The following is a 23,904-nucleotide window of genomic DNA, read 5'->3' on the forward strand; positions in this document are numbered from 1 at the left end:
CTCCCTCTGCCTGCCCCCCGGCGCCAACGGCGCCGTTGGCCAGTCGACGTTCGGAAGAGACTTCCGTGGGGCTGGCTGTAAAAACGACCGATTACCGCCCTTATGCATGGGCCGGCTCGGATGCAAACCCCTGGATTCACTTGGAAACGATGGTGCCCCCCCTTGGCACGAGGGTCGCAATGGGCACCCCCCCGTAGCGTCATCGCGATCCCCCAACCAGATCTCTTTTTCCCCGAGAGACACCATGCAGGCTTCCAACTCCTTCTCCTCCCCTGATTCGCTCTCCACCTACCTGTCGGAGATCAACCAGTACCCGCTGCTCACCCAGCCGCAGGAGCAGGAGCTGTCGAAGCGCTTCCGCGCGGGGGACTTGGCCGCGGGCCACCAGTTGGTGACGGCGAACCTCCGCTTCGTGGTGAAGGTGGCCTACGAGTACCGCTCCTACGGCCTGAAGATGTCGGACCTCATCCAGGAGGCGAACATCGGCCTGATGAAGGCCGTGCAGAAGTTCGATCCGGACAAGGGCATCCGCCTCATCTCCTACGCCGTCTGGTGGATTCGCGCGTACATCCAGAACTGCATCCTGAAGAACTGGAGCCTGGTGAAGCTGGGCACCACGCAGGCGCAGCGCCGCCTCTTCTTCAGCCTGGCCCGCACGCGCCGCGAGCTGGAGAAGATGGGCGCCGGCGACGCGAACGTCGTCAACGCCGAGGAGATTGCGCGCAAGCTGAACGTGAAGGCCTCCGAGGTGCGCGAGATGGAGCAGCGCATGGGCGGCCGTGATTTGTCCCTGGACGCGCCCATGGGCGAGGACGGCGACGCCACGCACCTGGACTTCGTGGAGTCCGAGTCCGTCTCCGCGGTGGACGAGGTCGCCGACCGGCAGCAGGCCAACCTCACCCGCGAGCTCGTGCAGCGCGCCCTGCGCCGCCTGGACCCGCGCGAGCGCTTCATCATCGAGCAGCGCGTCATGGGTGACGCGGAGATGACGCTCAGCGAGTTGGGCGAGCACTTCGGCTTCTCCCGCGAGCGCGCCCGTCAACTGGAGATTCGGGCGAAGGACAAGCTCAAGCTCGCGCTGGCCACGCTGATGGCCGAGGCCGGCGTCGACGAGAGCACGCTCAACGCCTGAGCCTCACACCTTCCTGGGGAAGACGACGGCGCTCCAGCCCGGCCCGGCTGGAGCGCCGCCTTCCCGTACCGGCTCGTCATGGAGCGGGCTCACCCCATCCGCTCGAAGCGAATGTCGGCGTGCTGGTCATCCGCGGCGGCGAAGGCGAGCAGCCGCCCGCCCTCGTCGCTCAGCGCGGCGCGGTCCTCACGCGACAGCCGCGCGAAGGGCGTGATGCACAAGGTCGCGGTGCCGCGCGCACGTTCGATGCGCCAGGTTCCTCGAACGAAGCCATCGACGAGGAGGGTGGCGCGCACGATGCCGTTGAGGGTGAAGACTCGCTTGCGGGCGGCATCGGAGATGATGCGCGTGCGGTCCGCGTGGGCCAGCAGCACGCTGTCGAATTCGGACAGGAAGCGGACGGGCGCGGGCGTGTCCGGGTCGGGCCTCCGGGCATTCGGGATGTCGAACAGCTCGACGCCGTGCTCGTCACGGAAGGCGCGCAGCTCAGGCCTCAACCGCTCCAGGACAGCGCCCATGCGTGGCAGGCCCGACCAGGCCTGCAGGTCCTTGGCGCTCGCGGGGCCAAACGCGGCGAGGTAGCGCATCACCAGCGCGTCTGGCGGCGCGGCGGGCTCGAAGCGCTGGCCGAGCCAGGACTCGGCGGTGGCGTACACCATCCGCTCGCCATGGCCCCACGTTCCAGAGGGAGGCACCGTCACGAGCGGCTCCAGGCACGAGAAGCCCTGGCTCAGGGCGCTCGCATCATGGCCGGGCCACTTCGCCTGGAGCCGCTGGCCCAGCTCGCCCCGGGGACTGGGACGTGCCTCCAGCAGCGCCCGCCCCTCCGCCACCAGCGCCTGGACCTCCACGCCCGCCAGTTGCTTGGCATGGGAGGAGTGCTTCAACCCCCTGTCCAGCGCGGGCTGCAGCACGGGGCGCAGCGCGAGGCAGTCACGCGCGGTCACTAGGTGCAACGTCCCGCGCATCATCCCGGCGCGCACCACCTGGCGCTCGGTCACGAGCCGGGTCAGCGCCTCTTGCTGGAAGCCGTTCAGCCGCGTCCACAATGCGCCGTAGGGAGGATGGGTGGCCTGGGCTTGAAGCCCCACCAGGTGCTCCAGCGCCTCCATCACGCCCGCCTGGGAGCGCTGCAACAGCCACTGACGCTGGAGCAGGGCCCGGTTGAGGGCCCGCTGTCCCAGGACCTGGGCCGGCAGCCTCCGCCGCCGCGAGGCGGCACGGACCGGCGGCGCGCGTCCTGAGTCCTTCGTGGGTGAAGGCACTGGACTCAGCCCCCCTTCCCTCCCTGCCTTGCTGGAGCGTCCACGTTTGACACCCGCGGGGACGAGCATCGGCAACATCATCAAGAAGGGAATCATGTCGGGTGGCACCTGGGGGTGGGATGCGAACGCCCCTGGGTCGGGAGAACCCAAGGGGCTTCGTAGACGCCATCCTGCGACCCGCCCCTGACAGTCCTATGTCAGGAATGTACAACCCACCGGGCCCGGCTCAGCGCCGCGACAGGCCGTGGAGCGCCATCACGAGGTGCTCGAAGGTGCGCCCGGGCAACAGGCGCTTCGACACCAGGCCGACGCGCTGCGACAGGCGACCCACGGAGTAGCGCACGTCCACGCGCTGCCGCTCCACCAGGGCCAGGAGCTTCCGGGCGACGTGCTCGGGAGGAACGCCCGCGCCTTCTCCTGACTCCACCAGGTTCATGACGCGCTCGAAGGCCTCCTGGTAGGCGGACCCGGGACCGGAGTGCCGGGCGCGTTGCCGGTACTCGCGCACGCGCGTGAGGACATCCCCGGGCTGCAGCAGCGTGGCCTCGATGCCGAAGGCGGCGACTTCCTGCCGGAGGCTCTCCGTCATTCCCTCCAGGGCGAACTTGCTGGCGCTGTAGAGCCCCTGGAAGGGAAGCCCGGCGGCGCCGCCCATGGAGCTGATGTTGACGATGAGACCCGACCGCTGCGCGCGCATCGTGGGAAGCACCGCCCGGCAGACGCGCAGCGCGCCGAAGAAGTTGGTGTCCATCTGCCGCTGGGCTTCTTCGACGGACACGTCCTCCACGGCGCCTGCCATCACGAAGCCCGCGCAGTTCACCACCACGTCGAGCCGGCCCTCGGCCGCGAGCACCGACGCCACCGCGCGCTGAACGGAATCCTCATCCGTGACGTCCAACACGGCCATCCGGTGGTGGGCACCATCCGCGCGGGGATGGCGGCTGGTACCATGGACGGCGTGGCCATGTGCCCCCAGGAGCTCCGCGCAGGCCTGACCGATGCCAGAGGATGCGCCAGTGATGAGGACCACCTTGCGTCGCGACTTGCTCATGCGTGTTCCTGCCCAGGCTCGTGACGAGCATCGACGTGGGAGCGCATAGTGAACCTCATCGAGCCCTGTGTCCTGGCGGGTGCGGTGGTGGGCACCCTCACCGGAGCCGTCCTGGGATTTCCCCATGGCCTGCTGTGGGGACTGGGCGGCATGGCGGCCGGCTTCGTCGGCGGCGTGCTCGTACTGCCCTTCGTCATCCTCTTCCTCGTCATGGCCGGAATGGCGCTGTTCTTCTGGCCGCGCCACCTGCTCAGGCAGCTCCGGGGCACGCAACCCGGGACGGATGACGCGCCGTGAGCACACGGCGAACACTGATGCGTCTGTCTTTTCGAATCGCCGAGTCCTCGCTTATGAGGCCGGCTCATATGATTTCCACAGACAGTGTGCATTTCCGCCGTCGAAGTTCCTCCCATGTCATGGGCTTCCCATCGCCGCGCGTGAAGTCGCTCCTGGCGTTGATGCTCCTGGGCCTGGCCCCCGTCACCTGGGGCTGTGGTGGTTCGGAGCCGTCGCCCTCCCCCAGACCCGATGCGGGCACCCAGCGGCCGGACGCGGGGGCATCGACGAACGACGCGGGCACCGATGCCGGGACGGAGGACCCCGACGCGGGAGAGCCGCCTCCGGGCTTCACGCTCCAAACCGCGTCCGAAGTGACACTCCGGTTCATCCCGGAGGCAAGCGCGGAGCTGAACGTCACCATCACCCGCGAGCCCACGTTCACCGATGCCGTGCACCTCTCCATCGAGGGGCTTCCCGAGCATGTGCACGTGACCACCGACGTCATCACCGCCACGGAGTCCGAAGCCACGCTCTCGCTCGCCGCCCAGGAGTTCGCCCGCTACGGCAGTGTGCCCGTAACGCTGGTCGCGAGCGGCGGAGGGGCTCGCGTCGAGCATCCCCTGAACCTCGTCATCCGGCCCGGCCCGGCGGCGCTGGACACCTCGTTCGGCGGCAATGGCGTGGCGATGCCCGCCTTCGGCCACCCGGAGGCGCGCATCCACGCCCTGGCGGCGCAGCCGGACGGCAAGTGGATCCTGGCGGGCGCCACGGGCTCCACCGGCCTGCGCGACGTCCTGGTGGCACGTCTGCTCCCGAACGGGACGTTGGACCCCGCCTTTGGCACCCAGGGCACCGTCACCCTGGACGTCTGTGGCGGCGATGACTACGTGGACGCCGTCACCGTGCTGTCCGACGGGCGAATCCTCGTCGCGGGGGGCGCCATCGCGGGTCCTGGGAGCTGCTCGGGGAGGCAGTACCAGAGCCTGCTCTTCGCCCGGTACACCTCGGCGGGCGACCTGGACACCACCTTTGGCGACACGGGGGTGCGTACCTTCCAGATTTCCGCGGGCAACGCCACGCTGCATGCCGTCACGGTGGATTCGAGGGGGCGCATCGTCGGTGCCGGCACTGTGCAGCACGATGACCTGGACTTCGTCATCATGCGCCTGACGCCCACGGGCGCCGCCGATACGACCTTCAGCTCGGATGGACTGGCCTGGGATGACCTGGGCGCAGACGAGGACGGCCTGGCCGTTGTCACCCTGGCCGACGACCGCATCGTGGTGGCGGGAACCACGAATGCCAGCCGCAATCGCATGGCCTTGCGGCGCTACAACGTCAACGGCACGCCCGACTCGAGCTTCACGTACCGAAGCGCGTCGGATTGGCCTCGCCTCACCCCCCGGACCCTGCATCTGCTGGACGGGGGCAAGTTGCTGGTGGGCGGCAGCGCGCGGTGGAATGCGGGCACCGATTCCCCCAACACCGGCGCGGTGACAAGGGTCCACGCAAGCGGCAGCCCTGATACGAGCTTCGGCTGGGATGGCGATAGCGTCACCCACTGGTCCGCGCCAGGAGTCCAGCAGGAGCGGCTGGTGGGCACGGGCATCCTGCATGGCGGCGAGCTGGTCCTGGCGGTGGCCAGCACCATCGACGGTGTCACGGATGGCATTGGACTCATCCACCTGTCCGCGGACGGGAAGACCGCCCTGCGCGCCCATCGCACCAACCTGCCGGGCGCCGAGGTTGCCCTCGCCGCCGCGCTCGACGCCGATGGCTCGATGTGCGTGGCGGGCCTCCGCGCCGACGAAGGCTCGTCCACCACGGCGCCCTTCGCGGCACGCTTCTGGCCCCACCGCTAAGCGGGGCGCCAGGGCCCCAAGCCCATGCGCTGGAGAATGACGTCCACCTCCTCGCGGGTGGACGTCGCATGCGACAGGACGGCCGGACGCATCCGGACCTCACTCATCTCGCGCGCCCTTCCTGGCGCTGCCGCGCTCGGGCTTGCGGAGCTCCCGCTCCAGGGCATCCAGCCGGTCATTCCAGAAGCGCTCGTAGAAACGCAGCCAGTCGGCCGCTCCGGCCAGCGGCGCCGGCGCGAGACTGCACCGATGCGTGCGCCCCTCCACCGACCTGTTCACCAACCCCGCACGCTCCAGCGTCTTGACGTGCTTGGAAGCACCCGCGAAGGACATGCTGAACGGCGCCGCCAGTTCGCCAATGCTCCTCGGCCCCGAGGACAGGCTGCGCAGCATCTCCCGCCGCGTCGGGTCGGAAAGCGCGTGGAAGACCGCGTCGAGCTGCTCGGAACGTTGCTGAACCATGGGGGTGACCATAACGACCTCCGCCCTAAATTAAACCACCCAGTTAAACAACATGCCAGAGGGGTGGGCAGCCGGGCAGCAGAAGGCGCTCACGAACTACCCTCCCTTCGCGCGACGGCCGCGTCCCCAGGAGCAGGCCAGGAGCACCAGCGGAATCAGGCCGGGGTCTCCGCCCCCTGCCGCCGCGCACCCGCCCTGCGCTGTTGCATCCCGCGGCTCGGAGCAGGGCAGCCACAGCCGGCACGCCGAGCCCGCCTTCACACACGGATGCTCCCCCTGCGCGCCGGTGCAGGCAGGCCCGAAGTGGCCCGCCTCGAGCCCCGCCACCGCGCAACTCCGGGTGCCGTCCGCCCGCGCGACACACGCCATGCCCACGGGGCAGTCCGCATGCGCACGGCACCACTGCGCGCAGGCGTCCACGTCCGGGTCCACCAGCGTCCGGACGGGCGCGCCTCGTGAGGCGTCCTCGATGGCGACCTGGATGAAGTCCGCGTGCACGTCGACGCGGCTGTTCGTCCCCGTGGTGCAGGCGAGGTCACCAAACGAAGTCACACCGACCAGGCGCTCGAGGCCGTCCTGTTCGATGAACACCGGGCCACCGCTGTCCCCGCCGCACGACATCGCTGGCGCCGCTTCGAGGGAGAAGGCGTCCGCTTCAACCGACGTGATTCGGGACAGGCCGCCCCGGCGCAGGCCCGAGCCGCCCTCCCCGTCCACGCCAAAGCCCACCACCCGCGCCAGCCGCCCCACGCCGTCAGCGGGAAACGCCCGCGCCGCCCAGGCCAGCGGAGCGACCGGCGCATCGCTGGCGAGAATCAACACGCCCAGGTCACTCACGCCTGGGCGCCACGCGGGATGGAGCCGGCCCTCCACCACGCGGATGCGCTGCGCGGCGGAGGCACGGGCTGTCTCCGCGGCGAACACCACCGAGAACACCCGCGGAGCATCCGCGTTCTCCACGCAGTGCGCCGCCGTCAGCACCACCCGAGGCGCCACCAGCGTGCCCGTGCAGAGCACGCGCGCCGCCTCGTCAGGCTCCCCGCAGAAGGGCGAGACGGGAACGATGGCGGCCACCGCGGGGAAGCCCGGCTCGGGCGCTCCGCCCACCACGGCCCGCCGCGCCGGGGTGAGCGTCGCCGGGGAGACGGGGACGACAGAAGGACCGCACGCGCCCGCCGCCAGCAGGAGCCCCACGGCGGCGGACGTGACGTCACTCGCTGTCGAAGTCGCCCTGCGGAACGTCCGTGGCGACGCCCGCGACATCCCAGAACTTCCACTCACCCGTCTTCTCCCCCTTCTCGTACTGGCCCTGCACGGCCAGCGCGCCATGGGGGTGCCACTCCGAATAAGCGCCCTGCGAGCGATGCCCCGCCAGCATCCCTTCCGCCCACTTCGAGCCGTCCGAGCGCCAGGCGGTCCACTTCACCGGGCCGGAGCCGGGTGAATGGAACTCCTCGCGATTCTTCTGGCCCTCCTCGTAGTAGAGGGTCCACAGGCCCTGCTTGAGCCCGCCACGATAGTCACCTTCGAACTGCTTCACGCCGTCCTCGAAGTAGCTGACCCAGCGGCCCTCCATCTTCCCGTCGACGTAGGTGCCTTCCGTCTTCAGCGCCCCGGTGGCGTGCCACTCCGCCCAACGGCCGTGCTTCTTCCCATCGGGCCGGGCACACCACTGGAGGACCCCGTCGGGCGGCGCGCGGCCCTGGAGCCGCGCGCCATCAGGACAAGGCCCGGAAGCCCGGTTGCAGCCCAGGACCATCCCCGCGACGAGCACCAGCACCACATCTGTCAGCGCACGCTTCTTCAACTGCACGAACCCACGCCGCTGCAGCTGCAGTTGTTGCGCGCGAACGAGTAATCATCCGACGCCGCCGCGAAGCTGCCCAGGCCGTAGTCATGCTTGGCGCAGTCCTGCGTGTAGGCCGTGCTGCCCACACAACGCGGAAGGCTGGTGACGCCGCAGCCCTGCCCGCACCGGCCCTTGCAGCCGTTGCCCGAGCCGCCGGTGCAGCCGCAGCCCATGCCCGCCGTGCGGTAGTAGCCAGAGCCGATGTACTGCCGGCCGCAGGAGCAGGAGATGTGCGTCCAGCCGCGCTCGGACACGTACTCGTACACCGTGAGGACCTCGCCCACGGGGACGATTTGCATGAAGCTCGTCTGGCGCTCGGCGGCGTCCTCGACGCGGGTGCGGCCCTCTTCGGGGAGCTCGCGGGCAAGCCCCTCCATCAGCGACGCGAGCAGGTGCGAATGGGCCGCGTCCAGCGGGCTGCCCGACGGCATGAACTGACCTACGCCCTGATTGAAGTCGATGTGGAACCCGATGACGGGGTCGCCAAAGTCGTACGTCACCTCGACGACGTTGGCCTGCGTCTCCACCGCGAGCATCCGCACCACAGCGCCCCCGGAGCCGTACGTGGCCTCCAGCGTCGTCGCGTCGTGCTGGAGGACCTTGAAGCCCTCCTGCGCGAGGGGCTGTTCAGGCGGCGCGCCGGAACAGCCCACCACGACCGCCAGCGACAGGGCACAGAGCAGCAGCCTTTTCATGTCTTTCTCGATTCCAGGGCGTGAAATTCTCAACACCCGAGAATCTAGAAACATGCACACATGGGCGTCAACGCGCTTACCCTGAAATCAATACCATCCCGGCTTAGGCTCGGCCCCCCGGCGACGGACGCCGGTCTCAGGAGAGTCCCATGCCCCAGAATCGCGCAACCCTGATGTGCATTGCCGCCCTGCTGATGGCTGGCTGTGGTGGAGCCATGGACGAAGCCACGGCGGAGCCTGCCACGACGGAGTCCGCGTCCCAGGCGCTCTACCCGGAGTACGACCCGGACATCCACTGCCTGGTCTCGTCCCAGTACGTGTCCTGCAGCAGCGGTCCGACGATGTACGCCTACTACAGCCCGGACTGGGGCTACTACATCAACCGCGACGTCTGTGGGCGCAACGGGCCGCTCATCTGTCCGCTGTACTGATTCACAGGACGGGCATCCATCCCTGGCGCGGGCGGTGCTATCAAGCACCGCACCATGCCTGAAACGCCCCCTTCCCTGTTCGATGCGGTGCCCGCGGAGATGGACTTTCCTTCCGACGAGCGCCGCATCCAGGCCTTCTGGAAGGACCGCCGCATCTTCGAGCGCTCGCTCGAAACGCGTGAGGATGCTCCCAGCTTCGTCTTCTACGAGGGCCCGCCGACCGCCAACGGCCTGCCGCACAACGGCCACGTCCTCACGCGCGTCATCAAGGACCTGTTCCCCCGCTATAAGACGATGACGGGCCACTACGTCCCCCGCAAGGCCGGCTGGGACACCCACGGCCTGCCCGTGGAGGTGGAGGTCGAGAAGGAACTGCGCATCCACGGCAAGGCGGAGATTGAGCGCTACGGCGTGGAGCCCTTCACCGAGCGCTGCATCGAATCCGTCTTCCGCTACACCTCCGAGTGGGAGCGGCTCACCGAGCGCATCGGCTTCTGGGTGGACCTGAATCAGGCCTACGTCACCTACCACCGTCCGTTCGTGGAGAGCGTGTGGTGGGCGCTGGCGGAGCTGCACCGCAAGGGCCTGCTGTACCAGGGCCACAAGGTGGTGTGGTGGTGGCCGCAGGGAGGCACCGCGCTGAGCGCCGCGGAGGTGGGCCTGGGCTACAAGACGGTGGACGACCCGAGCGTCTACGTCGCCTTCCCGCTGCGCGACACGCCGGACACCGCGCTGGTGGTGTGGACGACCACGCCCTGGACGCTGCCGTCCAACATGTACGCGGCCGTCAACCCGGGCGTGGACTACGTCACCGTGGACGCGGGCGAGCGCAAGCTCATCGTCGCCGCGGCGCTGCGCGAGGCGCTGGCGAAGAAGCTCAAGCAGGACCTGCCGGTGCTCGCCACGCAGAAGGGCAGCGACCTGGTGGGCCAGCGCTACCAGCCGCCCTTCGACCTCTACCACCAGCGCGCGGGCGACACGCGGCTGCCGCTGAAGGACGGCGGTGAGGACGTGCAGGCCTGGCGCGTGCTGGGCGCGGACTTCGTGACGCTCGACAGCGGCACGGGCATCGTCCACATCGCTCCGGCGTTTGGCGAGGACGACTACGAGGCCTTCCGCAAGGACAAGGCCCGCTTCGCCCAGCCGGAAGCGCTGGAGCTGTTCTGCGCGGTGAAGCCGGACGGCACCTTCTCCGACGACGTGCCGCTCGTCGCGGGGCGCTTCGTGAAGGAGGCGGACAAGGACATCCAGCGCCACCTGAAGGAGCGCGGGCTGGTCCTCTTCACGGAGCAGTACAAGCACGAGTACCCCTTCTGCTGGCGCGCGGACGACGACCCGCTCATCCAGTTCGCCCGGCCCGCCTGGTACATCCGCACCACGTCCGTGAAGGACGAGGCGATTGCCAACAACCGCGCCGTCAACTGGGTGCCCGAGCACATCAAGGAAGGCCGCTTCGGCGACTTCCTGGCCAACAACGTGGACTGGGCCCTGTCGCGCGAGCGCTACTGGGGCACGCCGCTGCCGCTGTGGGTGCACTCGGAGACGGGTGAGGTGGAGGCCATCCCCTCGCTCCAGGCGCTGCGCGAGAAGCCGGGCAACAACGTGGCCGCCGTGGAGGCGGAGCTGAATGCCTTCCTCGCGGGCAAGCCCCACGAGGCCAACGCCAGGCACCTCATCGTCCACAAGCCATGGATCGACAAGGTGACGTTCGAGAAGCCCGGCACCCCGGGGCGCTTCCAGCGCGTGCCCGAGGTCGTCGACGTGTGGTTCGACTCCGGTTGCATGCCCTTCGCGCAGTGGGGCTTCCCGCACGCGCCGGGCTCGCGGGAGATCTTCAACCGCGCCTTCCCCGCGGACTTCATCTCCGAGGCCATCGACCAGACGCGTGGCTGGTTCTACTCGCTGCTGATGGTGAGCACGCTCCTCTTCGACGAGGAGACGCAGGCGCGCATGGGCCTGTCACCCCAGCGCGGCTGGCCGCAGCCGTACAAGAGCTGCATCGTGCTGGGCCACGTCTCCGACAAGGAGGGCCGCAAGGAGTCCAAGTCCAAGGGCAACTACACGCCGCCGGAAATCATCCTGGACGAAGTGCGCATGGACTTCGCGGTCCTGACGGCCACGGAGGCCGGCGTTCCGGGTGAGCCGGGCGTGGCGCTCATCGCTCGCGAGGACCTGGAGGGCCTGGACATCCAGGAGGGCGCCAAGGTGCAGCTCTTCCGGCCAGACCGTCCGGACGGGGTCATCACCGCGACGGTGAAGGCGCACAAGAAGCTCAAGCGCCGCGTGCTGCTGCTGGCGCCCGCTGACCTGCAGACGCTGGACGTGGCGCCCTCCGCGCGTGGCGCCAGTGTCATGCCGGTGGAGGTGCCCCGGTTGGCGCCTTCCGAGCGCGTGGTGCTGAAGGACCCCGCCGCCAAGGCGCCGGGCGCGGACGCGTTCCGCTGGTTCTTCTACGCGGCGAGCCCCACCTGGTCGAACACGCGGCACTCGCTGAGCAACGTGCGGCTGTTGCAGAAGGACTTCCAGGTCAAGCTGCGCAACGTCTACTCGTTCTTCACCATCTACGCGAACATCGACGGCTTCAACCCCGCGGCCGGCAACACGGACGCGTCCGACTCGCCGTGGGAAGCCATCCGCCGCAGCCAGGGCTGGCGTGAGGTGAAGGCGCGGCCGGTGCTGGACCGCTGGATTCTGTCCGAGGTCCACCTCACCCTGCGCGACGTCACCCGCGCGCTGGACACCTACCAGGTCTACGACGCGGCCCAGCGGATGGTGGCGCTGGTGGACGCGCTGTCCAACTGGTACCTGCGCCGCAGCCGGTCGCGCTTCTGGGCGCCGGGCTTCGAACAGGACAAGCAGGACGCGTACTTCACGCTCTACGAGGCGCTCACCACCATTGCCTCACTGTCCGCGCCCTTCATCCCCTTCTTCGCCGATGAGATGTGGGGCAACCTGGTGCGCAAGCCCTGGCCCACCACGCAGCCGGAGAGCGTCCACCTGGCGCGCTTCCCCTCCGTGGATGCGTCCCTCATCGACGAGGGGCTCGCGGCGGAAATGGGCGCGGTGAGGGACCTGGTCTCCCTGGGCCTCAAGGTGCGCACGGACAACCGCCTCAAGGTGCGCCAGCCGCTGTCGCGCGCGGACGTCATCCTGGCGCGCAAGGAGCTGACGGACCGCGTGGCGATGTACCGCGACCTCATCGCGGACGAGCTGAACGTCCACGAGGTGCGCTTCGTGGAGCCGGGCAGCCCGGAGGCGGACGTGGTGCGCTTCCGCGTCCGGCCCAACCTGCGCGCGGTGGGCGGACGGCTGGGCCCCAAGCTGGCCCCGGTGCGCAAGGCCTTCGACACGGGTGACGGCGCCGCGCTGCACCGCGAGTTGCTCCAGACGGGCCGCGTGGCCATGACGGTGGCCGGCGAGGACCTGGTCTTCACCGCCGAGGAGCTGGAGACGCTGGTGGAGGCCAACCCCGGCTACGCCGCCGCGGGCATGGGCGTGGGCGTGGTGGTGCTCCACACCGAGCTGACCGAGTCCCTGGTGGATGAGGGCCTGGTGCGCGAGCTGCTCGCCCGCGTGCAGGGCGCGCGCAAGGACATGGAGCTGGGCTACACCGACCGCATCCAGCTCTGGGTGGACGGCGACGCGCGCGTGAAGCGCGTGACGGACGAAGCGCGGGAGCTGATCGCGCGGGAGACGCTGGCCTCCAGCATCCTCGTGGGCCCCGAGGGCCTCACCGGCAAGGAAGAAGAAGCCAGCATCAACGGCCTGCCCGCGCGCATCCGCGTGGAACGGGCCTGAGCCGCGAAAAAACACGGGCTGCCTCATCCCCGCGATGAGGCAGCCCGCAAGTCACGGCACCCCGGCGCGGCCCTTCCCACGTGAAAAAAGGGCCGTGCCAGCCTTCACTCGGCTCGCGGTGAAGGTCGTGTCGTTCCGGTACAGCAACGGCTGGGTCCCGTTGGAAGCGATGGCGCAGAACCGCTTTCCCGTTGCCAGCTTCATGACGTCATTCCCCGGCCTCGAACATTTCAATATTTACCGCTTTTACTCGATTACTAAAACCTGAGACAGGCTGTCAATCAAGACCCAGCCCCCTGTCCGCCACGACGCCCAGATGCGCTTCTTCCTGGAGGGAGCCGCACGAAGCCCCGTCCCGCTCCGTCAGGACTGAGCGGTGGGACGGACGATGATTTCGTTCACGTCCACGTCGTCGGGTTGCTCGATGGCGAAGGCGATGCTCCGCGCAATGGCCTCGGGCGGAATCGCCACCCGCCGGTATTCGCGCATGCCCTCGCGCGCGACCGGGTCGGAGATGGAGTCGGCGAGCTCGGACGCCGTCACACCCGGTGAAATGACGGTGACCCGGATGTCACCGCCAACCTCCTGCCGCAGGCCCTCGGAGATGGCGATGACTGCGTACTTCGTCGCGCAGTACACGGCGGCCGTCGGCACCACCAGGTGGCCACCAATGGAGGAGAGGTTGATGAACTGGCCGGAGCGCTGCGCCTGCATGATGGGCAGCCCCGCGGCGATGCCGTGCAGGACGCCGCGGATGTTGACGTCAATCATCCGGTCCCACTCCTCGACCTTGAGCGCCTCCAACTTCGACAGCGGCATCACGCCCGCGTTGTTGATGATGACGTCGATGCGGCCGTGCTCGGCGCGGACGAAGCCCATGAAGGACTCGACGTCGTCCCGCTTCGTGACGTCCAGCTTCCGGTAGCGCGCGGAGCCGCCCTCCACGCGGATGGCGGACACCAGGGTTTCGAGCCGGTCCGTCCGGCGCGCGCCCAAGACGACGTGCGCCCCACGCTTCGCGAGCAGGCGAGCCGTCGCCTCCCCGATTCCGCTGCTCGCTCCGGTGATGGCAATGACCTTCCCTTCAATTCCAGACATATGGACGCGCCTCGTGACCGCGGAGTGGATGACCGCAATCTGTGCGCTAGCGCCGCTGAAGCGAGATGCCGATGCTGCCGGGTTCTTGCCCAATCCTGCACGAACGGGTGAATCCTTTGGCCCGGAGGCACGGGCCGAATCCGCTCCTCCACACGGCGGTCGCACGCCCCTCCCCCCATCTCCGGCCGAGCTGGCACACCTGATGGAGAGGCACACGCCCGCGGACGGCATCCACGCGACAGCCATCCCGCGCGTGCTCCGGGTTCGCGCCTCCCGGCCGAGCGAGCCCCTGCATGCCTTGCATGAGCCTGCAGCTCCAGGAGGCCCGGCGACTCATGCTGGGACGGGCGCTGGACGTGGCCTCGGCGGGGCACTTTGTGGGCGATGAGCCCCCCTCGCAGTCCAGCCGGGAGTACAGCCGCCTGTTTGGCGCGCCGCCCTCGCGAGACAGCTCCCGGCCGCGGAGCACGCTCCAGGGCCAGGCACCGGTCCGGCAGGCCAATGCGTCAACTTGACGCACACGCCACTGCCATCGCCGGGATATGACGTGCGGGTGTCCACTGCGCCGACTCACCCCGAGGCGCCGTCGCCTGACGTCCTGTCCTCGCCCCCTCGCTCCGCCTTCCGACGCTCCACCGGGGACATGGCGGCGCGGCTGTCCTCCAGCGACATCGCGCTCGGGTGGCTGGTCCGCCTGCGCTGGCACGCCGTCGCCGGACAAGCACTGACGGTGGGCGTCGCCGTCCGGGTGCTGGAGCTAAAGCTGCCCGTGGCGCCCCTGCTGGCCCTGGTGGCCACGACGGCGGTGTCCAACCTGCTCCTCGCGCTCTGGCTCCGCCGCGAGCCCGAGGTCCGCCCCGGCCTGCTGGGCGCCGTGCTCGCGTTCGACACCGCGTTGCTGACGGGGCTGCTCGCGCTGTCCGGTGGCCCGGCCAACCCGTTCGCCATGCTGTATCTCGTCCACGTGACGCTGGCGGCCATCGTGCTGGGCCCCCGTTGGACGGCGCTCATCGCGATGCTGTCGGTGCTGGGCTCGACCAGCCTCTTCGCCTGCCACGTCCCACTGCCCGACACGGTGAACCCGCCGGGCAGCCACGGCCTGGAGTCGCTCCACGTCGTGGGCATGTGGGTCGCCTTCACGCTGACGGCGCTCATCATCGGCTTCGTCGTCGCCCGCGTGGCCGCCGCGCTGAGAGACCGGCATGCCGCGCTGGCGCGCACGCAGCGGCTGGCGGCGCGCGCGGAGAAGCTGGCGTCGCTGTCCACGCTGGCGGCCGGCGCGGCGCACGAACTGGGCACGCCGCTGGGCACCATCGCCATCGCGGCCAACGAACTGGACGCGCTCATCCTGGAGGCGCCCCAGGAAGCGCTGGAGGACGCCCGCCTCATCCGGGACGAGGTGGAGCGCTGCCGGGACATCCTGGAGCGCATGAGCGCCCGCGCCGGACAGACGATGGGCGAGGTCCCCGAACGGACGACGCCGAGCGACGTGCTCGCCCGCCTCCGGGAACAACTGGGCACCGCCGACCAGGCGCGCCTCCAACTCGAGCCCGGCCCGGACGTGCCCTTCTGGTGCCCCGTGCGAGGACTGGTGCAGGTCCTGACGAACCTGGTGCGCAACGGGCTGCATGCCAGCGAGGCCACCGGAGCGAACGTCGTGGTGTCCGCGCACCGCGAGGAGGACCGCCTGCGCTTCATCGTGGAGGACCGGGGCACCGGCATCCCGCGCGCGCTGCTACCCCGGCTGGGCGAGCCCTTCTTCACCACCAAGCCCGCGGGCCAGGGCATGGGACTGGGCCTGTTCCTCACCCAGACGTACGCCGAGCTGTGTGGAGGCCGCCTGGAGCTCAGCTCCGAGGAGGGACAGGGGACGCGCGTGACGCTGGAGCTGCCCTTGAGGAAGGAGTCGTCCGATGCCACCAGGTGAAGCCCCCGCCACGGTGCTCGTCACCGACGACGACGAGCGATTCCGAGAGCGGCTGGTGCGCGCCTTCGTGCGGCACGGCTTCCAGGCTCACGGCGCGGCCAGCGCGCAAGCGGCGCTCGAGGCCGCGCGGGCGTTGCGTCCGGGCTACGCCGTCGTCGACCTGCGCCTGCCCGACGGTTCCGGCCTGGAGTTGGTGCGCGAGCTGAAGGCCCTGGACGTGAGCACCACCGTCGTGGTGCTGACGGGCTACGGCAGCATCGCCACGGCGGTGGAGGCCGTCCGGCGAGGCGCCACGCACTACCTGGCCAAGCCCGCGGACGTGGACGACATCCTGCTGGCCTTCGCCGGCGCCACCCTCCCCTCCGGGCAGGAGGCCGCGCTCACCCACGAGGTGCCCTCCCTGGCGCGCGCGGAGTGGGAGCACATCCAGCGCGTGCTCGCCGACTGTGGGGGCAACATCTCCCAGGCCGCCCGGTTGCTGCGCATCCAGCGGCGGAGCCTGCAACGCAAGCTGTCCAAGTACCCCGTTCCCAAGTGAGCCCCGGGGTGCGTCAGCAAGACGCACGAAACGCGGCGGCCGAGCCGGTAGGGTGGAAGGTGTCAGGAGGCCCGATGACCCCGCCACGCACGAGTGCGCTGCTGCTCACCCTCATGGTGTCCGCCGGAGGCTGTACCAAGACGCCCACCGAGGAGGGCGTGAAGGAAGCCAACGGCAGCATCCAGTGCCAGACGCTCCAGCACCTGGCCTGCACGGGACTCTACGGCGAAGGCGGCGCCGGGTGGGCGACCCGGGCGATTCCCCCCGAGGTGCGCCCCTACGAGCCCGGCCTCCAGCTCTGGAGCGACGGCCTGGACAAGACTCGCTTCATCTACCTGCCGCCCGGCACGAAGGTGGACACGTCCAAGAGCGACGAGTGGCGCTTCCCCGTGGGCACGAAGCTCTGGAAGGAGTTCAGTTGGAAGGGGCGGCCCATCGAGACACGCTTCCTCTGGAAGCGCCCGGACGGGAGCTGGCTGCGGACCACCTACCGCTGGAGCGACGACGGGAAGACGGCGCTCGAGTTGACCAGCGGTGAGAAGGACGTGCCCGGCACGGGGGGCTACGAAATCCCCAGCCAGCAGGACTGCCAGTCCTGCCACCGAGGGCGCGGCGACGAGGTGCTCGGCTTCGAGGCCGTCGCGCTGGCCCACGACGGCGCGCGCGGCCTCACGCTGGCGAAGCTGGTGGAGGAGGGACGCCTGAGTCACCCGCCCGCCCAGGTGCCCCGCATTCCCGGCACGCCGGTGGAACAGGCCGCCCTGGGCTACCTGCACATGAACTGCGGCGTGTCGTGCCACAGCGCCAACCGCATGGCGCTGGGCAACAGCTCCGGCCTGCACCTGCGCCTGGAAGCGGGCGAGCTCGGCTCCGTGCAGGAGACGGCCACCTGGCGCACGTCCGTGAATGTGAAGGCGCTCATCCAGACGTCGGGCTTCTTCGGGAAAACCTCGCAGCGCGTCGCGCCGGGTGACGTCAAGCACAGCTCGCTGCTCTACCGGATGGGCCAGCGCGGGGACTTCATGCAAATGCCCCCCCTGGGCACCCGCGTGGTGGATGAACAGGGTCGGGCGCTCATCCAGCGCTGGATTGAAGCGATGCCCGTGAAGAAGGGGGGGTAGGCGCCGTGCTCTACTCGCTGGTGTTGCTCCTCCACTCCTGGCTGCGCTGGGCGGTGGTGGTGCTGGGAGTGCTCGCACTCGTGAGGGCACTGATGGGCTGGGCGCGAGCCCGCGACTGGACGCCCGGCGACCGGCGGCTCCAGGTCTTCTTCGTCTCCGCCTTCGATACCCAGATGCTGCTGGGGATGACGCTCTACTTCTCGCTCAGCCCCGTCACGCCCCGGAGCCTGGACGCGCTGCGGATGAGCATGTCCATCGGCCACCTGCGCTTCTTCAGCCTGGAGCACCCGCTGCTGATGCTCCTGGCCCTCACGGCCGCGCACGCCACCTCCGCGATGACGCGGCGGGAGGCGCCCGCTCCCTCCAAGCACCGCACCTGGGCGGTGGGGCTCCTGCTGGCCATGCTGTTCGTCGCACTGGCGATTCCCTGGCCCGGCTTGTCCCATGGACGGCCCCTGCTCCGGGGCTTCTAGCCAGACAAACCGTTAGAGTGCCGCGCATGCGCGGACACAGAAACTGGGCAGGCACGTCAGTGATTGCGGTGACGCTTTGGCTCGCTTGCAGCGTGGCGATGAGCGGCTGTGGCAGGGGCAAGGAGCGCGCGGCGCTCGCCACGAAGCTGGAGCAGCGCGTGCGCTCCGCCTCGAAGACAGGAGAAGCCTTCCACCTGTCGGAGCTGACGGACTTCGACTGGGACACCCTCCACGTCTTCACGCCCTACGTGGTCGCGGAGGAAGTCCGCCAATCGCTCGGCAACGACTGGTCCGGCGCGAGAGACATCTATGAATCGGAATGTCTGCTCGTCTTCGTGAAGGAAGGACGGGTCGTCATGGACCTCGAATTCCCTCGGATGAAGGGGGACTTCTCGGCCATGAAGAAATACCGCTTCTCGCGCGACGAGGCCCGGTTCGCCGCGCCCAAAAACGGCCGTCCCCTGACGCACGCCGTGGATTCGCCCTGAGCCACCGCGCGCAGCGACGTGCCTCGGCCCGTGAGGAGAGGCACGCCCGGGGGCACCGCTAGGCTTTCACCCATTTGTCTTGAAGCACGTCCCAGCGCATCTCCTTGCCCTTGAGCGGCTCGGCCTGATTGCTCGCGAAGCTGCCCGTCTCCTGCACGTTCGTACAGCCAATGCTCTTCAGGTAGGCGACACAGTCCTTGGTGAACTGATTGGCCTGGTCGTGATTGTGGGCACCCATGGCGCCATACATCTTCGAGCTGCCAGGACCGTCGTAAGTGAAGTTCTGCACGTAATACAAAGGCATGTCAGTCGCTCCCCTGAAGGCGTTGGTTGCCTTCACGATTATCGCACTTTCCGTCCCTCCTGTGAAAGTGCGCCTGGAGCAATGTCTCGGAGGTAGAAACCCCGCACGTGGTGCGCCAGGGCGCCCTCCTCTACCGCCCAGGCGGCGACTGCCGGGCGACGCGCTTCAGCCGGGTCGGCACCGGGCTCTCGCGCAGGTGGCTGGCCGCCGTGGTGGCACGGGCGAACCTGCGTGGCGGAGACGAGCATCTTCAGCAACATCACCTCGGAGGGGCGCAGCACCGTGGACCGGGACCGGACGAAGCCGTCAGACTGCGAGATATGAACCTCTCGCGAGCCGTCCTTCTCGTCCTGCTCCAGCCGCTGGCCGTCCAGGCCGCGGAGTACCGCGTGGGCCCCGACCAGCAGTACACCCGCCTGGGTGACGTGCCCTGGGAGTCACTCGAGCCCGGAGACACCGTCTTCGTCCACGCACGGCCCACGCCCTACGCGGAGAAGTGGGTCCTGGGCCGCAGGGGTACTGCCGCCGCGCCCATCACCGTGCGCGGCGTGAAGGACGCGCAGGGCAACCTGCCCGTCATCGTCGGTGAGAACGCCACCACGCGCTCGCAGCTCAACTATTGGGGTGAGGAGCGCGGCATTCTGAAGATTGGTGGCTCCAACCGGCCCGCGGACACGATGCCCGCGCACCTGGTGGTGGAGAACCTCCACCTGCGCCGGGCACGCGGCGCCTTCACCGGCCGCAATGGCGCATCCACCTACCTGGACAACGCCGCCGCCATCTTCATCGAGAAGGGCGAACACATCACCATCCGGGGCTGCGTGCTCGAAGACAGCGGCAACGGCCTGTTCATCGCCAACCAGGCGTCGAATGTCACCGTCGAGCACAGCCACATCCTGGGCAACGGCAACACCGGCAGCATCCTCGAGCACAACGCGTACACCGAAGCGCTGGGCATCACCTACCAGTTCAACCGCTTCGGTCCGCTCTGCAGCGGATGTCTGGGCAACAACCTGAAGGACCGCTCGGCGGGCAGTCTCATCCGGTACAACTGGATTGAGGGAGGTAACCGGCAGCTCGACCTGGTGGACTCGTCCAGCGGCACGCTGCGCGCGGCGCCGTCGTATGCGCGCACCTTCGTCTACGGCAACGTCCTGCTGGAGACCGAGGGCGCGGGCAACCGGCAAATCGTCCACTTCGGTGGCGACTCCGGCAACACGGCCAACTACCGGGGCACGCTCTACTTCTTCCACAACACCGTGGTGTCCAGCCGCACGGACCGGACCACGCTGTTGCGGCTGTCGCACCAGAACCAGACGGCGCATGTGACGAACAACGTGGTGCTGGTGGCCGCGGCCAATGGCAACACGCTGTCCCTCACGGACGAGGCGGGCACGCTCCGACATGGCGGCAACTGGTACAAGCCCGGCTACGTGAGCACCTTCGGCACGCTCACGGGCGCAGTGGTGGATGCGGGAGGGAATCTCACCGGAACCGACCCCGGGTTCATCAACCTCGCCGGACAGGACTTCCGCCTGGCCGCTGCCTCCGCCCTGAGAAGTCAGGCGGTGGCACTCCCCGCCGAAACCAGCAGCGAGCCCGTCACCTGGCAGTATGTGAAACACACCGCGGGTGAGCCGCGCGCCCAGGTGAGCCCGCCCCATATCGGCGCGTATGGGGATGCCTCCGAGCCAGGGACCGAGACACCGGACGCAGGCACAAGCACCGAGCCCGACGCGGGAACAGGCACGCCCACGGACGCGGGCACGGACACCCCCACGGATGCGGGCACGACGCCGCAGCCGGACGACCCCGAAAGTTCGGGTGGCTGCGCGGCCGCTGGAGCCAGCTTCGCGGGCCCACTGGCGTTCGCGATTCTCGGCATCCTGGGACGCCGGAGGAGAAACCCGGCGCGAGGCCAGTAGGTCCATCGGGAGCCTCGAAGTTCGAGGCTCCCACCACGGCCTCAAAAGACGTCGGGACGCGGAAGGACTTGCGCGGAATAGACGAGCACGTGTCCCCCTTCGTCGAAGAAGGCCGGGTCGTGGCTGGAATTCACCTGGGTGGGACCACTCACCGTGGCGATGGACTGCCCCATGGAGACCAGCGGCGCGTTGCATCGCTGAGCGATCGCGGGAGCGTGCTTGGAGCAGGTCGTCCCCACTCTGTACGACTCAGGACATGGCGCGGGCGAGCCACCGCAGGTGGGGCAATGCGGGCCCACGGGGAATTCCTTGCTGCATTTCAGACACCAGTTGAAGCCAATCGGAGCAGGCGCTGGGGGATAGGGATGTACGAGGCAGGGCATGGTATTGGTACAGCCAACCTCCCCACACTGCCACCTTTGCCAGGCGTAGCCGCACAGATGCCGCGCCTCGGTCGGACCGTGAGTCGGGCAGTCCCCGGGCGCGCTCCGCGTCTTGTTACAGCCGGCGCACCACCGCAGTTCCTTGTCATGGGTGCAAAAGCCCGACGCGGTCGCGTGCATGGCCGGATGGTCATCGCAGGAGTAAGCGCCATCCGTCACGCGTGCCACGGATGCGCACCGCTGACCATCGACGTTGAACACCAGGCCGGGCCGCGGGCCCCCAATCCAGGTGCACAGCTTCCCACGGCCAATGGACATGCCGAACGACGGGATGAGCTGGACCTGCACCCGAGGGTCGCCAGCCACGGCGCCAGGGGCCTGCGGCCCGAAGGGGGGAACGGGGCTGATCCCCCCGTGATAGAAAAGGTCCAGGCGGTTCATGGCGTGGTCCAGGCAGACTTCCAGGCCCAGGGTGACACCATCCACCGTGACCACTGAGCCGCCTCCGTCGCCCGACAGGTTGATTTCCGACCCGACGCGGTTCGGCCGGTTCAACCAGGTGGCTCCCGGCCCCAGCCGGTTGGGGCTCGCCGCCGGTACGTCCGTGGAGCCTTCCGTGGGAAGCGCCAGCCTGTCCGTGGCGCCATGAATTTCGATACGCCGGCCCAAGCCCGTCGCGTCGAACCAGGCATTGGCATTGTGGGAGTTGGGTCCCACGAAATCGATGGCGGAGACGTACTCCTTGTAGACGGCGGCCCCTTTCAACCCCTGGCTGAGCAGGGGGGCTGGCCAGCCCTTCTGGACCATGACGACGTTGAAGACTTCCGTCGACCTGGGCTCGACGAGCTCCGCCGACCCGCTGGCGAAGCCCACCTTCTTGTTCGCCAGCGTGAGGCGGTACCTGCCCGCCCCCAGCGGCACACACCCCATGATGTCGTCCTCTTCAGACCCCATGCGCAGCTTCCACGGCGCAGCAGGCGCGGCGCCTGATGACGGAATGAAGATGCGAGAGCACACCCTGGAGTTGACCACGACCTCCGTGCAGGCCCTCGTCTGGTCAACGGTGTCAATCCAAGCCACGGGTTCGGACAAGACGATAGGGCCTGGAGCAAGGCCGCTCTTGCCGTCCACGGTGAGCTGGTACTCGCCGGGCGTGAGCGTCGTCGCGACGCCCTTGAGTGCGTGGTTCGTCCCAATCCCACGCACCTTCCAGGTCGTGTCGGGAGGGCGCGAAAGCGCGACCTTGAGGACATCATCCACGCCGGACGTATTGGCCTCGAGGAGGACCGCGTGGACCTGCCCCTCCCCGCCATGCGTGAGCGGCGTCCCGGTGGGCGCCCCCGTCACCGCATCCAACTCCTCGTGCGGGAGATAGCCGATGGCGCTGCCAAACACGAAGAGCCAGTCTGCATACTCCGGCTTGTCCGTCTCCTGCCGGAGCTGCCGCGTGACGTCCCAGAGCTTCTCGACCGGATATCCACCGTCCTTTCCTCGGAAGTAGAACTCCGGCGCCATGAACAACTTGAGGACGTTCTCCTCGGGACGTATGTGGCCATCCGCCGCCGCGAGCCGAATGGCATCCTTCATCACATCGCAGCGCGTCTGGATGTCGACGTCCGGGTCCGCGTCGCCCAGGTAGTCGATTCCTGGGCCAGGCACGCGAGGTTTCGTCCCCGGCTTGACGTTGAAGGCAATGAACTGCACCTGTGCATAGTCGAAGGCACGGACCTGGGTGGGCATCACGGCCAGCGCGAGGCCCAGCGGTTCGTCTTCGTCACTGTGCGCCTGGAGCTGCACCCGGTAGGGCAACTGGTCGCGGCGAATCGCGGCCTTGTCCCACGTCTTCCGCGCATCCTTCAGGAACTCGTAGCGTTTCCGGGTCCGGAGCTGCTGCTCGTCCAGGGGCGCGAAGAACACCACGTTGTCGTCCTTGTCCCAGACGACGAGCTGCCCCCGCTTGAGCTTGCCGTGGTCGCCTTGCAGCTCCCACGAGACATTCAGCGTGTCCTCGTCGAGCTCCGGGTCCGCGCCCTTGACGGGCTTCCAGCGTGGAGCGAACGGCGTCAGGAGGATTTTCGCCGCGTTGTCCCGGTCATCCTTGTAGTACCGCACCAGCACGTCATAGGGCGCGCAGCCGTGGTGGATGAAGGTGCCCGTGCCCTCCCGCTTCAGCACGCCCTGCGTGGCCTCGCTCTCCCCTTTCCAGTCCGGGAGCTTCTGGGCCACGGCGGGTGGCCGCCTGTCAGCGACCTCGTAGCATTTGCGCCGGCGAAACAAGTGCGTGGAGCCCCCCTCCGTCGCATCCGTGTCGCAGGCCACCTGCCCGCCCTGAGGCGAAAGCGAGTGATACCCATGGGCGTGGACCTCGAAGTCCACCTTGTCGGCACTGGAGGCGACACCTTCCAGCACGTACTCCGCTTCGCAGGTGCCGGAGGAAGGCAGGAACCACCGGGTGAGCTTGCGGATGGACACCGCCGGAGCAGGAAACCGTCGCCGCACCTGCACGGTGTGCGCCGTGTCCAGGGCGAGCGGCGCGGCGGGCTTCCACGGCTCGGGTTTGTGAATGAAGGGCTTCGGTCCCAGCGCGGGGTCGAGCAGCGACGCGAGCGGGTCCGTCTCCGGCCTGGCGCAACCCACGAGTTCGATCAGCGCGCGGTTGATTTCCGCCGGGACGAGGGTGCCCCAGTTGTAGAGGGCCACGTCGTTCAACCGGCCGGTGAGACCGTTCGTGTCGAGCAACTCACCCAGTGTCTGCCGGTGCGTCACATCAATCTTGTTGGAATCCGACCGGCGGGCGAAGACAGGGGGCATGGACGCCCTCCG

General features: G+C 68.8%; 22 protein-coding genes. 13 read left to right on the top strand and 9 right to left on the bottom strand.

Features of this window, described 5'->3' with window-relative positions:
* Positions 1-244: 244 nt before the first annotated feature.
* The gene (locus FMP39_RS30690) at positions 245-1,132 is read left to right on the top strand and encodes an RNA polymerase factor sigma-32 (RefSeq protein WP_090493462.1); all 888 of its coding nucleotides are present in this window, start codon (positions 245-247) and stop codon (positions 1,130-1,132) included.
* An 89-nt stretch (positions 1,133-1,221) separates the two neighbouring features.
* On the opposite strand, the gene FMP39_RS30695 is transcribed toward FMP39_RS30690, so the two are convergent.
* A complete protein-coding gene (locus FMP39_RS30695) occupies positions 1,222-2,493 on the bottom strand; it encodes a winged helix DNA-binding domain-containing protein (RefSeq protein ID WP_228558476.1) in 1,272 nt (423 codons plus the stop codon).
* Between the two features lie 130 nt (positions 2,494-2,623).
* On the bottom strand, positions 2,624-3,448 hold the full coding sequence (locus FMP39_RS30700) for an SDR family oxidoreductase (protein WP_141593640.1): 825 nt from the start codon (positions 3,446-3,448) through the stop codon (positions 2,624-2,626).
* Between the two features lie 48 nt (positions 3,449-3,496).
* On the opposite strand from FMP39_RS30700, the gene FMP39_RS30705 reads away from it, so the two are divergent.
* Positions 3,497-3,745, top strand: coding sequence for a hypothetical protein (locus FMP39_RS30705; protein WP_141593641.1), 249 nt, complete (start codon positions 3,497-3,499; stop codon positions 3,743-3,745).
* A gap of 119 nt (positions 3,746-3,864) precedes the next feature.
* The gene (locus FMP39_RS30710; RefSeq protein ID WP_228558477.1) at positions 3,865-5,589 is read left to right on the top strand and encodes a hypothetical protein; all 1,725 of its coding nucleotides are present in this window, start codon (positions 3,865-3,867) and stop codon (positions 5,587-5,589) included.
* 99 nt (positions 5,590-5,688) lie between these two features.
* Here the strand turns inward: FMP39_RS30710 and FMP39_RS30715 are convergent, their stop codons facing one another.
* The 4 genes from FMP39_RS30715 to FMP39_RS30730 form a co-directional block, all read right to left on the bottom strand.
* Entirely contained in the window at positions 5,689-6,063 is a 375-nt protein-coding gene (locus FMP39_RS30715; protein WP_141593643.1) for a helix-turn-helix transcriptional regulator, read from the bottom strand.
* Positions 6,064-6,147: 84 nt separating this feature from the next.
* Positions 6,148-7,245, bottom strand: coding sequence for a trypsin-like serine protease (locus FMP39_RS30720; protein WP_194858631.1), 1,098 nt, complete (start codon positions 7,243-7,245; stop codon positions 6,148-6,150).
* 16 nt (positions 7,246-7,261) lie between these two features.
* On the bottom strand, positions 7,262-7,864 hold the full coding sequence (locus tag FMP39_RS30725; RefSeq protein ID WP_141593645.1) for a toxin-antitoxin system YwqK family antitoxin: 603 nt from the start codon (positions 7,862-7,864) through the stop codon (positions 7,262-7,264).
* Positions 7,855-8,595, bottom strand: a complete 741-nt coding sequence (locus tag FMP39_RS30730; protein ID WP_141593646.1) for a hypothetical protein — start codon at positions 8,593-8,595, stop codon at positions 7,855-7,857. Before FMP39_RS30730 ends, FMP39_RS30725 begins: the two co-directional genes overlap by 10 nt.
* Before the next feature lie 149 nt (positions 8,596-8,744).
* On the opposite strand from FMP39_RS30730, the gene FMP39_RS30735 reads away from it, so the two are divergent.
* Genes FMP39_RS30735 through FMP39_RS37580 form a run of 3 tightly spaced genes read left to right on the top strand, consistent with a single transcriptional unit; the run spans position 8,745 to position 13,092 of the window.
* Complete coding sequence (locus FMP39_RS30735; protein WP_141593647.1) at positions 8,745-9,026, top strand: hypothetical protein; 282 nt, start codon at positions 8,745-8,747, stop codon at positions 9,024-9,026.
* Positions 9,027-9,080: 54 nt separating this feature from the next.
* Positions 9,081-12,824 carry an isoleucine--tRNA ligase gene (gene ileS / locus FMP39_RS30740; RefSeq protein WP_141593648.1) on the top strand — a complete coding sequence of 1,248 codons (3,744 nt, stop codon included), beginning with the start codon at positions 9,081-9,083 and terminating at the stop codon, positions 12,822-12,824.
* A 34-nt stretch (positions 12,825-12,858) separates the two neighbouring features.
* Entirely contained in the window at positions 12,859-13,092 is a 234-nt protein-coding gene (locus tag FMP39_RS37580) for a hypothetical protein (protein ID WP_194858633.1), read from the top strand.
* Positions 13,093-13,187: 95 nt separating this feature from the next.
* Here FMP39_RS37580 and FMP39_RS30745 read toward each other — a convergent pair whose 3' ends face one another.
* Complete coding sequence (locus FMP39_RS30745; protein WP_141593649.1) at positions 13,188-13,922, bottom strand: SDR family oxidoreductase; 735 nt, start codon at positions 13,920-13,922, stop codon at positions 13,188-13,190.
* 302 nt (positions 13,923-14,224) lie between these two features.
* Here FMP39_RS30745 and FMP39_RS30750 point away from each other — a divergent pair, with 302 nt between their 5' ends.
* From FMP39_RS30750 to FMP39_RS30775, 6 genes are all read left to right on the top strand, one after another.
* Positions 14,225-14,437 carry a hypothetical protein gene (locus tag FMP39_RS30750; protein ID WP_305036087.1) on the top strand — a complete coding sequence of 71 codons (213 nt, stop codon included), beginning with the start codon at positions 14,225-14,227 and terminating at the stop codon, positions 14,435-14,437.
* A 38-nt stretch (positions 14,438-14,475) separates the two neighbouring features.
* Entirely contained in the window at positions 14,476-15,849 is a 1,374-nt protein-coding gene (locus FMP39_RS30755; RefSeq protein ID WP_141593661.1) for an ATP-binding protein, read from the top strand.
* Positions 15,836-16,387, top strand: a complete 552-nt coding sequence (locus FMP39_RS30760; protein ID WP_141593650.1) for a response regulator transcription factor — start codon at positions 15,836-15,838, stop codon at positions 16,385-16,387. Before FMP39_RS30755 ends, FMP39_RS30760 begins: the two co-directional genes overlap by 14 nt.
* 74 nt (positions 16,388-16,461) lie before the next feature.
* On the top strand, positions 16,462-17,508 hold the full coding sequence (locus FMP39_RS30765) for a hypothetical protein (RefSeq protein WP_305036088.1): 1,047 nt from the start codon (positions 16,462-16,464) through the stop codon (positions 17,506-17,508).
* A gap of 5 nt (positions 17,509-17,513) precedes the next feature.
* Positions 17,514-17,981 (top strand): hypothetical protein, encoded by a 468-nt coding sequence (locus tag FMP39_RS30770; protein WP_141593652.1) that lies wholly within the window; start codon positions 17,514-17,516, stop codon positions 17,979-17,981.
* Between the two features lie 26 nt (positions 17,982-18,007).
* Positions 18,008-18,469, top strand: a complete 462-nt coding sequence (locus tag FMP39_RS30775; RefSeq protein WP_228558479.1) for a hypothetical protein — start codon at positions 18,008-18,010, stop codon at positions 18,467-18,469.
* 58 nt (positions 18,470-18,527) lie between these two features.
* On the opposite strand, the gene FMP39_RS30780 is transcribed toward FMP39_RS30775, so the two are convergent.
* The gene (locus tag FMP39_RS30780; RefSeq protein ID WP_090493492.1) at positions 18,528-18,773 is read right to left on the bottom strand and encodes a hypothetical protein; all 246 of its coding nucleotides are present in this window, start codon (positions 18,771-18,773) and stop codon (positions 18,528-18,530) included.
* A gap of 320 nt (positions 18,774-19,093) precedes the next feature.
* Between FMP39_RS30780 and FMP39_RS30785 the strand changes: the two genes are divergently transcribed.
* Positions 19,094-20,698, top strand: coding sequence for an MYXO-CTERM sorting domain-containing protein (locus FMP39_RS30785; protein ID WP_141593653.1), 1,605 nt, complete (start codon positions 19,094-19,096; stop codon positions 20,696-20,698).
* A 41-nt stretch (positions 20,699-20,739) separates the two neighbouring features.
* Here the strand turns inward: FMP39_RS30785 and FMP39_RS30790 are convergent, their stop codons facing one another.
* Positions 20,740-23,892, bottom strand: coding sequence for a hypothetical protein (locus tag FMP39_RS30790; protein WP_141593654.1), 3,153 nt, complete (start codon positions 23,890-23,892; stop codon positions 20,740-20,742).
* Positions 23,893-23,904: the final 12 nt, after the last annotated feature.

Source organism: Myxococcus sp. AB056 (assembly GCF_006547365.1).
Taxonomy (GTDB): Bacteria; Myxococcota; Myxococcia; order Myxococcales; family Myxococcaceae; genus Myxococcus; species Myxococcus virescens.

Excerpts from the sequence above, each read along its gene's own strand:
- FMP39_RS30690 (WP_090493462.1), top strand. The coding sequence starts at position 245 with ATGCAGGCTTCCAACTCCTTCTCCTCCCCTGATTCGCTCTCCACCTAC.
- FMP39_RS30695 (WP_228558476.1), bottom strand. The coding sequence starts at position 2,493 with ATGATTCCCTTCTTGATGATGTTGCCGATGCTCGTCCCCGCGGGTGTC.
- FMP39_RS30700 (WP_141593640.1), bottom strand. The coding sequence starts at position 3,448 with ATGAGCAAGTCGCGACGCAAGGTGGTCCTCATCACTGGCGCATCCTCT.
- FMP39_RS30710 (WP_228558477.1), top strand. The coding sequence starts at position 3,865 with ATGGGCTTCCCATCGCCGCGCGTGAAGTCGCTCCTGGCGTTGATGCTC.
- FMP39_RS30715 (WP_141593643.1), bottom strand. The coding sequence starts at position 6,063 with ATGGTCACCCCCATGGTTCAGCAACGTTCCGAGCAGCTCGACGCGGTC.
- FMP39_RS30730 (WP_141593646.1), bottom strand. The coding sequence starts at position 8,595 with ATGAAAAGGCTGCTGCTCTGTGCCCTGTCGCTGGCGGTCGTGGTGGGC.
- FMP39_RS30735 (WP_141593647.1), top strand. The coding sequence starts at position 8,745 with ATGCCCCAGAATCGCGCAACCCTGATGTGCATTGCCGCCCTGCTGATG.
- ileS (WP_141593648.1), top strand. The coding sequence starts at position 9,081 with ATGCCTGAAACGCCCCCTTCCCTGTTCGATGCGGTGCCCGCGGAGATG.
- FMP39_RS37580 (WP_194858633.1), top strand. The coding sequence starts at position 12,859 with ATGAGGCAGCCCGCAAGTCACGGCACCCCGGCGCGGCCCTTCCCACGT.
- FMP39_RS30745 (WP_141593649.1), bottom strand. The coding sequence starts at position 13,922 with ATGTCTGGAATTGAAGGGAAGGTCATTGCCATCACCGGAGCGAGCAGC.
- FMP39_RS30750 (WP_305036087.1), top strand. The coding sequence starts at position 14,225 with ATGAGCCTGCAGCTCCAGGAGGCCCGGCGACTCATGCTGGGACGGGCG.
- FMP39_RS30760 (WP_141593650.1), top strand. The coding sequence starts at position 15,836 with ATGCCACCAGGTGAAGCCCCCGCCACGGTGCTCGTCACCGACGACGAC.
- FMP39_RS30765 (WP_305036088.1), top strand. The coding sequence starts at position 16,462 with ATGACCCCGCCACGCACGAGTGCGCTGCTGCTCACCCTCATGGTGTCC.
- FMP39_RS30775 (WP_228558479.1), top strand. The coding sequence starts at position 18,008 with ATGCGCGGACACAGAAACTGGGCAGGCACGTCAGTGATTGCGGTGACG.
- FMP39_RS30780 (WP_090493492.1), bottom strand. The coding sequence starts at position 18,773 with ATGCCTTTGTATTACGTGCAGAACTTCACTTACGACGGTCCTGGCAGC.
- FMP39_RS30785 (WP_141593653.1), top strand. The coding sequence starts at position 19,094 with ATGAACCTCTCGCGAGCCGTCCTTCTCGTCCTGCTCCAGCCGCTGGCC.
- FMP39_RS30790 (WP_141593654.1), bottom strand. The coding sequence starts at position 23,892 with ATGCCCCCTGTCTTCGCCCGCCGGTCGGATTCCAACAAGATTGATGTG.